Source organism: Janthinobacterium sp. BJB401 (genome assembly GCF_013372745.1).
Lineage (GTDB): Bacteria > Pseudomonadota > Gammaproteobacteria > Burkholderiales > Burkholderiaceae_D > Janthinobacterium > Janthinobacterium rivuli.
Window position 1 is genome coordinate 25,858 of sequence record NZ_JABXFH010000055.1, and the last position, 10,130, is coordinate 35,987.

Genomic DNA, 10,130 nt, shown 5'->3' on the forward strand with positions numbered 1-10,130 from the left:
CGCCGGCGCCTATTTGCATCCGTTATTTGCGCCAATAGCGTTCCAGCAAAGGCTTGACCGTCAGGCCGTGCGCGACGATGGACAGGATGACGACGACCAGGGTGATGTCGGCCAGTTCGCGCGCCAGGGGGCGCGGCAAGCCATGCGCGATGGCATAGCTGAGGTAGTACAGCGAACCGATGCCGCGCACGCCGAACCAGGCGGCCAGCCCGCGCAGGCGCACGCTGGTGCCCGAGGCCAGCAAGCCGAGCATCACGCTGGCCGGGCGCGCCACCAGCAGCAGGAACAGGGCCACGCTCCACGCCTGCCAGCTCCAGGCGGCGGCCGTGACGGCGCCGCCCAGCAGCAGCACCAGGGTCAGTTCGGACAGGCGTTCCAGGTGTTCCTTGAAGACGAGCGATTCGCCGCTGACGGTCAGCGGCACGTCGCTGTCGTGCGGCCTGGCGGCGGACACGGCGTGGGTGTCCTCGGCCTGCAGCAAGCCTTGCCGGTCTTTCGGTGCGCCGGCCAGCCGCAGTTCCGTCTGGCGCAAGGCCACGCCGGCAAAGAACACGGCCAGAAACCCCCACGCGTGCAGCCACGTGGCCAGGCCATACACGAGGGCGATCAAGCCCAGGGCCGCCAAGTCGTCCAGCATCGCGTGTTTCGGCTCCTTGGCGCGCACCTGCCAGCCCAGCCAGGCCAGCAGCGCGCCGCCGGCCGCGCCCAGGGCGATGGCGCCCGCGCTGGCCCAGACCAGATCGCGCCACAGCCAGGTGGCGCCGTGCGGTCCCAGTTCATGCAGGCCCAGCAAGCCCAGGCCCAGCATGACGAAAGGAAAGCCGCTGCCGTCGTTCATGCCCGCCTCGCTGGTCAGGATGAAGCGTAATTGCTCGCTGTCGCCCGCATGGCGCAGCTGCACGTCGGTGGCCAGCACGGGGTCGGTGGGCGCGAGGATGGCGCCCAGCAGCACGCCCGCGCCCAGGGGCAGGCCCAGCACCCAGTAGGCGAACGCGGCCACCAGGGCCACGGAAATGGCCATCGACAGCCACGCCAGGCGCAGCGAGGGCAGCCAGCGCGCCAGGCTGAACGGCACGGGCATCTTGACGCCGGCGGAAAACAGGGAGATGAGGACGGCGATTTCCGTCAGGGTTTCCAGCAGGGGTGCTTGCTGCACCAGGTCGAACGAAAACAGGCCAAGGAACATGGGGCCCAGCAGCAGGCCCACGCCCAGGTAAGCCATGGCCGAAGTCAATGGCAGGCGCGCGATGCTGTCGGCGCCCAGGCCGCGCGCCAGCATCAGGCAGCCGATCAGGATGAACCAGGCGGTGGTGCTCATGCGCCCTATTCTAGCGGCGCGCGGGCCAGGGCAGCGCGCCGCAGGTTTTTTTTATGCTTTGTGCAGCGACACGCTGTCGTTCTGCGCCTGCATGCCATGCAGTTCGATGGGGTCGTGCGTGGAGCGCAAGCGGGGCAGGCCGTGCGGATAATGGGTGGTGATAAAGGCCAGCATCTGCTCGCGCACGATGCAGCGCAATTCGAACGCCGTGCCTGAATCTACCGCGCTGATGAGGAAGCGTACGCGCACGGCCCGCTCGTTGGAATCCGTCGCCTGCACCGTGCAGACGCGGCCATCCCATTGCGTGGCGGATTCGCAGATGCGCGCCAGTTCCGCGCGCAGCGGTTCGAGCGGGATGCTGAAATCGAGCCACAGGAACACCGTGCCCAGCAGTGTGGACGAGCTGTGCGTCCAGTTCTCGAACGGATTTTCAATGAACCATTGCAGCGGCACGATCAGGCGCCGCTCGTCCCACACGCGCACGACGACATACGTGCCCTTGATTTCCTCGACCTTACCCCATTCGCCATTGACGATCAGCACGTCATCGATGCGGATCGGTTGCGAAAACGCAATTTGCAGCCCAGCAATGAAATTGCCGAGCACGGGGCGGGCGGCGATACCGGCCACCAGGCCCGCCACACCGGCCGAGGCCAGCAGGCTGGCGCCGATCTGCCGCGCGCCGGGCAGGGTCAGCAGCACGAAGGCCAGGCCCAGGATCACGACGATGGCGTGTGCGCTGCGCGTGAGCACGCGGGCCTGGGTGATCAGGCGGCGCGCGCGCAGGTTGTCGGCCACATCGACGGGATTGACTTCGGAAATCGTGATGGAGAGGGCCTGGATGCATTGCATGGCCAGCCAGGTCAGCGCGATGATCAGCGCCACGCTGGCCATGTGCGACATGGCGACCAGTCCCGGCGTATCGTCGGGCGCGCCGGCCAGCACCATGCGCAAGCCGAAGACGATCACGCACAGCTGGCTGGCGCGGAAGGCCACGCGCGTGGCGTTGGTGGTGAACGGTCGGCCATTGGCCAGTCTTTTCAGTAGGCTGATGCCGGCCCGGTGCACGCCGATGGCGACCACGGTGACGAGCAGGGCGGAAACGAGCACGGTCAGCGCCGAGCGCAGCGGGCCTCCCATCAGCGAGTGGAACGTGCTGAGATCCATAGGCGAAAACTCCTTGTGTATTGGTGAAATGGATGTCGGAAGCGGGTATTTTACGGGCAGATGGCGTAACGGGGGCGTGCGTTGCCGTACGGATAAGACTTGCGTCAAGGTGGATACTGGACGAAATTGCTGCGCTGCGCCATGTCACGTTGACGTTTCAATACGGAAAACAAACGGGCGTCGCCGCATTGGAAACATAGTCATACTTGCCATGCTTTTTGTTTTTGCAAAGGAAAACGATGATAGTACGATCACTCCGAATGTCCTTGCGCTTCATCCTGCCACTGGCCCTGGTGCTGGGACTGTTTGCCTATATCGTAGTACCCCTGCTCGACAACATCACCCTGCGCTGGTACGTGCGCGACCTCGACAGCCGGGCAGAATTGCTCGCTGGAACCCTCCGGCCCTCGCTCACCGAATACCTGCCCGCGCAAGACGCCACCCGCATCAGCGAACTGTTCCAGGGCGCCACGCGCGACGAACGCCTGATCGCCATCGGCTTTTGCGACAACGCGGGCCACTTGCTGTACCAATCCGCGCAATACCCGCCTTCCATCGGCTGCTGGAGCACGCCTCCCACGGGCGGCCTGTACAAATCCCTGGCGCAATTGCCGCAAGGGCAAGTCCATCTCAGCGAAACGCCCGTGATGCAGGATGCATCGCAGCTGGGCCGTCTGGTGCTGGTGCAGGACATGAGCTTTGTCGAGCGCCGCAATACCGATACCAAACGTTTTATCTTTGCCTTCCTGGCCGTGCTGGCCGTGCTGATTTCCCTGATGACCGTGTTCGTGGCGCACCTGAGTTGGCGCGGCTGGCTGGCTGCCGTCAAGGATATTTTACGGGGCGAGTTGCTGCCGAAGAGTAATGGCGCAGTGGCCGCTGCCGCACCCGCCGCCGCGCCCGCGCCACCGCCGGAAATGCAGCCGCTGATCGGCGACTTGCGCGAATTGCTGCAGGAATACCACCTGGAACGCCAGGGCGATAACGGCTGGTCGTCCGACTGGACGCCGGACAAGCTGCGCGCCTTGCTGGAAGCGGACTTGCAGGGCGACCAGGTGCTGGTCGTGTCGAACCGCGAGCCGTACATCCACACCAAAACGGAAGATGGAATAGCGGTGCAGCGCCCGGCCAGCGGCCTGGTGACGGCCGTGGAAGCCGTGATGCGCGCCTGTTCCGGCACGTGGATCGCGCATGGCGCCGGTTCCGCCGACCGCGAGACGGTCGATAAACTCGACCACGTGCCCGTGCCGCCCGACAACCCCAGCTATACCTTGCGCCGCGTGTGGCTGACGGACGAGGAAGAGCAGGGCTACTATTATGGTTTCGCCAATGAAGGCATGTGGCCGCTGTGCCATATCGCCCATGTGCGCCCCGTGTTCCGCTCGTCCGACTGGGAGCAGTACGTGAAAGTCAACCGCCGCTTCGCCGACGCCGTGATCGCCGAAGCGAAGACGGACAACCCCGTCGTGCTGGTGCAGGATTACCATTTTGCCTTGCTGCCGCGCATGGTGCGCGAAGCCTTGCCGAAGGCGACGATTATCACCTTCTGGCATATCCCCTGGCCGAACTCGGAATCGTTCGGCATCTGTCCATGGCGTGAAGAAATCCTCGACGGCTTGTTGGGCAGCACGATTCTCGGTTTCCATACGCCATTTCACCGCAAGAATTTCCTGGAAACGGTGGACCGCTACCTGGAAACCCGCATCGAACCGGAAGCGTCGACGATTTCCTACGGCGGCGAGATGACGCAGGTCGAGGATTATCCGATTTCCATCGCCTGGCCGGAAGACAATCCGGCGCAGCCCGACGTGGCCACGTGCCGCGCGCAAATCCGCAGCGAACTGGGCGTGGCGCCCGACCACTTGCTGGGCATCGGCGTGGACCGCCTCGATTACACGAAAGGCATCGTCGAGCGCTTCCAGGCGGTCGAGCGCATGCTGGAACAGCAGCCTGGCATGGTGGGCCATTTTACCTTCGTGCAAATTGCCGCCCCCAGCCGCGCTTCGCTCGATGAATATCAAAGTTTCGACGCCCGGGTGCGCAAGATGGTCGAGCGCATCAACCGCCGCTTCGGCAGCGGAGACTATGTGCCCATCCTGCTGAAAGCGGAGCACCATGGACAGGACGATTTGCAGCGCTATTTCCGCGCTTCCGAAGTGTGCATGGTGACGAGCTTGCATGACGGCATGAACCTGGTGGCCAAGGAATTCATCGCCGCGCGCGACGACGAGCTGGGCGTGCTGGTGTTGTCGCAATTCACGGGCGCCGCGCGCGAGCTGCACGAAGCGCTGATCATCAATCCCTACCACATCGAGCAGGGCGCCGACGCCCTGTACCGCGCCCTCGTGATGCCGCCCGTGGAGCAGCGCGAGCGCATGAAAAGCATGCGGGCCCGTGTGAAACATTTCAATGTCTACCGCTGGGCGGGGCGCATGCTGCTGGACGCGGCCCGTTTGCGCCAGCGCGACAAGGTCATGACCAAGATCGACGCCCACAGCCGCATCAAGCGGCGCAAGGGGATCTGATGGACGATACACCTGACGATAGTGCGGCTTTGCTGCAGCTGCTGGGTGCGCCCGGCAGCGCCGTCTTCCTCGACTTCGACGGCACCCTGGTCGACCTGGCGCCCACGCCCGACGGCGTGCGTCTGGAAGCGGGCGTGGTCGAAGCGCTGGCGCTGCTGGCCGAGCGACACGGCGGCGCGCTGGCCCTCATTTCCGGCCGTCCCATCGCCCAGATCGACGCCATGCTGGCGCCCTTGACCCTGCCGGTTGCCGGCGTGCACGGTGTGGAGCGGCGCGACGCCGATGGCGTGCTGCATGTGGCGGCCACGCCCGACGTCTCGCCCGTGCTGGCCCGCGCCCGGGCGCTGGCGGCGATATATCCCGGCTTGCTGGTGGAACACAAGCGCGGCGCCGTGGCCCTGCATTACCGGCTGGCGCCCGAACTCGAGCGATTGTGCGTACACGAAATGACGGCGGCCGTGCAAGCGTGCCCGGGGGTATTGCTGTTGCATGGCAAAATGGTCCTGGAAGCCAAGCCGGCTGCCACCGACAAGGGTGGCGCCATCGCCGCCTTCATGGTGGAGGCGCCATTCGCCGGCCGCCGTCCCGTGTTCGCGGGCGATGACACCACCGACGAGGCAGGCTTTGCCTTTGTACAACAAGCAGGCGGGCAGGGCGTGAAAGTGGGCAAGGGCCCCAGCGCCGCCACCCTGCGCCTGGCCAGCCCGGGCGCCTTGCGCACGGCGCTGCTGGCCGCGTCCGTATCCCCCTTCAAGGAGTAGCCGATGACAATATCCCCTGAACAAGCTTATGACGCCCCCGGCGGCGTGCCCGCGCAAGCGTCCCTCAACTGCGGCGTGGTGGGCAATTGCGCCTTCAGCGCGCTGATCGACCAGGCGGGGCAAGTCGTCTGGTCGTGCCTGCCCCGTTTCGATGGCGACCCGGTTTTCAACGGCCTGCTGGACGCCACGGAAAACGGCAGCGTGTGGGCCATCGACATTGAAAACTTTGCCCGCAGCGAGCAATTCTACGAGCCGAACACGGCCGTGCTGCGCACGCGGCTCTACGACACGCAGGGGCGCGGCGTGGAAATCACGGATTTCGCGCCCCGATTCCTCAGCCGCGACCGCATGTTCCGCCCGCTGATGCTGATACGCCGGGTGCGCCCGCTTGATCATGCCGTGCGCATCCGCGTGCGCCTGCGCCCCCGCTACGACTGGGGCAAACTGGCGCCGCAGATCACGCAGGGCAGCCACCACATCCGCTACGTGGGGCCGGAACAGACCTTGCGCCTGAACACGGATGTATCGCTCAATTATGTGCTGAGCGAAACGTATTTCGTGCTGGGCGGCACGGCCAATTTCCTGCTAGGGCCTGATGAAACCCTGGCTGGCGGCATCGACGAGACGGCGCGCATCTTCGAAAAGGAAACCATCAATTATTGGCGCACTTACACGCGCCGCCTGGCCGTGCCGCTGGAATGGCAGGACGTGGTCATCCGCGCGGCCATCACCTTAAAACTGTCTTTATATGAAGACACGGGCGCCATCATCGCCGCCATGACGACGAGCATCCCGGAAGCGCCCGGCAGCAGCCGCAACTGGGATTACCGCTACTGCTGGCTGCGCGACGCCTTCTTTGTCGTGCGCGCGCTGAACAGCCTGTCGGAAGTGGGCACCATGGAAGAGTATTTGCGCTGGCTGACGAATATCGTCGCCCGCTCGAAAGGCGGCCACATCCAGCCCCTGTACGGCATTGGCCTGGAAGAGCAGTTGCCTGAATCGACGCTCGACCACTTGCCCGGCTACCGCGGCAACGGCCCCGTGCGCGTCGGCAACCAGGCGCAGGAACATTTCCAGCACGATGTCTACGGCAATATCGTCCTGGGCGCGGCGCAGGCGTTTCTTGACCATCGCTTGTTCCACCGGGCGGGAAAAGCCGAGTTCGCCGCGCTGGAAGCCGTGGGCGACCAGGCCTTCAAACTGCACGCGGAGCCGGACGCGGGCATGTGGGAGCTGCGCACGCGGGCCAGGGTCCATACCTCGTCCATGCTGATGAGCTGGGCCGCCTGCGACCGCCTGGCGAAAGTCGCGCATAAACTGGGCTTGCCGGACCGCGCCGACCACTGGAACAGCCGCGCCGTGCTGATACGCGAGAGATTACTGCGCGAAGCGTGGAGCGAGGAGCGCCAGGCCTTCGCCGAAAGCCTGGGCGGGCGCGACCTCGACGCGTCCGTCCTGTTGATGGCGGAAGTCAACTTCATCGACCCCATGGACCCCCGTTTCATCGCGACAGTCGACGCGCTGGAAGCATCGCTGTGCGACGGCCCCTACATGCGCCGCTACGAAGCGCCCGACGACTTCGGCAAACCGGAAACGGCCTTCAACATCTGCACCTTCTGGCGTATCGACGCCCTGGCCCGCATCGGCAGGAAAGACGAAGCGCGCAAGATTTTTGAGACCATGCTGCTGGCGCGCAATCATCTGGGCTTGTTGTCCGAAGATACGCATCCGGTGACGGGCGAAATGTGGGGCAATTTCCCGCAGACGTATTCGATGGTGGGTCTCATCAACTGCGCGGTCAGGTTGTCGGCGCCTTGGGATAGCGCGGTTTAACCGTACCGTGTCATTCCGCGCCAGGTCATCACCCGCCTTGGTGCGCCAGAACACGAAATGCCGAATGGCATCTACACTGATCAATATGAAATATCGAGATGACGACCGAAAACGACATTTTAGCGACAATAAATGACAGCACTTTTCTTGAGACTGTTTTCCAGAAAGAGACTGATTGGGATGCTGCATTGTGCACCAGGGAATCTGCTGAGTTTGATGGCGCATGGTGTGCCAGCTACGAAAAAGTGAGCTCATCTTGTCCATCTGAAGGCGCCCAAGTGAAGGAGATCAGGGAGATCGCATTCAAGAAAGTGTATCAAGTCACTGAAAATGCCGACCTTGCTGGCTACGTGTCGGACGATATGGGCTTGATTGCGCAGGCATGCCAGAATAAAGTCGAGATCGACTTTATCGACAATCTCTGGAAAACCTATATGCGCGGAGAGTTTCCAACTTGAGTTGATACAGGCATGCTCGCGGCGCTCCTGCGACGCTATTTCAGTTGCCAGTTGCGCGCTCGCCACGTCCATACAATCGGCACTCCGCCGCCAGCGCCAGCAAATTCGGGTCGCGCTCGCGGCTGCTCAGCATCAGCAGGGTGATTTGCTGGTGCGAGCCGTAGCGTGCGTCCAGAGGGATCAGTTCGATGCGCGAGCTGAAGGCGCGCACGCGGCCGGGCAGCAGGCTGTAGCCGATGCCGCCGCTGACGAGGTTGATCAACGAGAAGATGTCGCCGACCCGCATGGCCGTATCGGGCACGAATCCTGCCAGGTCAAACGCGTGGTTGAAGCTTTGCGACGTGACGAAACCCTCGTTGAGGGTGACGAATTTATCGTTGCGCAGTAGTTGCAAGTCCACCGATGCGGCGCCCGCATACGGCGAGGCTAGCGGCGCGGCCAGGTAGACGTCGTCCTGGAACAGGGGCACGGACACCAGTCCTGCATGCTGTTCTTCCTCCTGCACGCCGACGATGATGGCGTCCAAACGTCCATCGGCCAGGCTTTGCAGCAGTTCGCGGTTCGATCCCAGGGTCAGGTCGATGTCGAGGCCGGGCCGGCGCAGCTTCAGGGCGATCACCAGCTGCGGGATGCAGTGCAGGGTCAAGGAATACAGCGAACCGATTTTCAGGCGCACGGGGTTGATGCCCGACATTTCGCGCACCTTGCGCACGCCTTCCTCGCACTCGGCCAGCGCGCGCCGCGCCGATTCGGCAAAGGTGTAGGCCGCATGCAGGGGGATCAGGCTGCGTCCCTCGCGCTTGAACAGGGGACAGCGCAAGCCGTCTTCCAGCGAGTGCAGGGCGCGGTGCACGCTGACCGTGCTCTGGCCCAGCGCGTCGGCCACCCGCGCCAGGTTGTTCAATTCCATAAAGCTGAGAAACACCTCGAGCTTTTTCAGCGTGATTTCTTCGTTGATGGCCATGATCACCGTGATTATCGTGAGTTCATTAACTTCAGGGTAATGAACATGGTAGCAGGTTGATTGTCGCGCCTCCGTTTTCACTCTATCGTCAAGGTTCGATAGCTCAATTCGGAGGCAAGATGTCAACCGCCACAGCAGCGCCAGCGCAGCGGCAAAAACAATGGGACACGCGTCGCACCGAGAAGCGCCGCCGCCTCGACGCCGTGCGCCAGTACGCGAGCGGCCCCGTGCTGCAGCAGGGCGACATGGTCGCCGTGCTCGAAGCGCTGCTGGCGCCGGGCGACCGCGTCGTCCTCGAAGGCAATAACCAGAAGCAGGCCGACTTCCTCGCCCGCATGCTGACCCAGGTCAACCCCGACAAGATCCACCATCTGCACCTGATCATGCCCAGCGTCAGCCTGCCCGAGCACCTCGACCTGTTCGAACGGGGTATCGCCCGCAAGCTCGATTTTTCGTTTGCCGGCACGCAAAGCCTGCGCATCGCCCAGTTCCTGCAGGATGGCTTGCTGGAAGTGGGCGCCATCCACACCTACATCGAACTGTATGCGCGCCTGTTCGTCGACCTCACACCCAACGTCGTCATGGTGGCCGGCTACATGGCCGACCGCCAGGGCAATCTGTACACGGGCCCCAGCACGGAGGACACGCCGACCCTGGTGGAATCGGCCGCCTTCCGCGACGGCATCGTCATCGCCCAGGTCAATCAGATCGTCGACGACGTCAGCGATTTACCCAGGGTCGACGTGCCCGGCTCGTGGATCGATTTCGTCGTGCAGTCCGATAAACCGTTCTTCATCGAGCCGCTGTTTACCCGCGACCCGCGCGTGATCAAGCCCGTGCACGTGCTGATGGCCATGATGGCGATCCGCGGCGTGTATGAAAAACACCAAGTGCAGTCGCTCAATCACGGCATCGGTTTCAATACGGCCGCCATCGAGCTGATTTTGCCCACGTATGGCGAGCAGCTGGGCCTGAAAGGCAAGATCTGCCGCAACTGGGTGCTCAATCCCCATCCGACCTTGATCCCTGCCATCGAGACGGGCTGGGTCGAGAGCGTGCACTGCTTCGGCGCGGAACTGGGCATGGAAGGCTATGCGGCCGCGG

8 protein-coding genes are annotated in these 10,130 nt (G+C 63.7%); 5 read left to right on the top strand and 3 right to left on the bottom strand.

The genetic code is table 11. The features are described 5' to 3' along the window. Positions 1 to 22: 22 nt before the first annotated feature. Positions 23 to 1,318: a sodium:proton antiporter gene (locus HWE17_RS24885; protein ID WP_176390638.1), complete on the bottom strand. Its 1,296-nt coding sequence runs from the start codon at positions 1,316 to 1,318 to the stop codon at positions 23 to 25. Between the two features lie 51 nt (positions 1,319 to 1,369). After that, positions 1,370 to 2,485 carry a mechanosensitive ion channel family protein gene (locus HWE17_RS24890; RefSeq protein ID WP_176390639.1) on the bottom strand — a complete coding sequence of 372 codons (1,116 nt, stop codon included), beginning with the start codon at positions 2,483 to 2,485 and terminating at the stop codon, positions 1,370 to 1,372. A gap of 239 nt (positions 2,486 to 2,724) precedes the next feature. Here HWE17_RS24890 and HWE17_RS24895 point away from each other — a divergent pair, with 239 nt between their 5' ends. The 4 genes from HWE17_RS24895 (at position 2,725) to HWE17_RS24910 (ending at position 8,062) form a co-directional block, all read left to right on the top strand. Beyond that, on the top strand, positions 2,725 to 5,010 hold the full coding sequence (locus tag HWE17_RS24895; RefSeq protein WP_176390640.1) for a trehalose-6-phosphate synthase: 2,286 nt from the start codon (positions 2,725 to 2,727) through the stop codon (positions 5,008 to 5,010). Further along, a complete protein-coding gene (gene otsB, locus HWE17_RS24900; RefSeq protein WP_176390641.1) occupies positions 5,010 to 5,771 on the top strand; it encodes a trehalose-phosphatase in 762 nt (253 codons plus the stop codon). The genes HWE17_RS24895 and otsB overlap by 1 nt, the downstream gene beginning before the upstream one ends. Positions 5,772 to 5,774: 3 nt before the next feature. Next, complete coding sequence (locus HWE17_RS24905; RefSeq protein ID WP_176390642.1) at positions 5,775 to 7,604, top strand: glycoside hydrolase family 15 protein; 1,830 nt, start codon at positions 5,775 to 5,777, stop codon at positions 7,602 to 7,604. 98 nt (positions 7,605 to 7,702) lie between these two features. After that, the gene (locus HWE17_RS24910) at positions 7,703 to 8,062 is read left to right on the top strand and encodes a hypothetical protein (protein ID WP_176390643.1); all 360 of its coding nucleotides are present in this window, start codon (positions 7,703 to 7,705) and stop codon (positions 8,060 to 8,062) included. A gap of 40 nt (positions 8,063 to 8,102) precedes the next feature. Here HWE17_RS24910 and HWE17_RS24915 read toward each other — a convergent pair whose 3' ends face one another. Continuing rightward, positions 8,103 to 9,026: a LysR family transcriptional regulator gene (locus HWE17_RS24915; RefSeq protein ID WP_176390644.1), complete on the bottom strand. Its 924-nt coding sequence runs from the start codon at positions 9,024 to 9,026 to the stop codon at positions 8,103 to 8,105. 119 nt (positions 9,027 to 9,145) lie between these two features. On the opposite strand from HWE17_RS24915, the gene HWE17_RS24920 reads away from it, so the two are divergent. Continuing rightward, positions 9,146 to 10,130: malonate decarboxylase subunit alpha (locus tag HWE17_RS24920; protein ID WP_176390645.1), on the top strand; the 985-nt coding region annotated here is incomplete at its 3' end.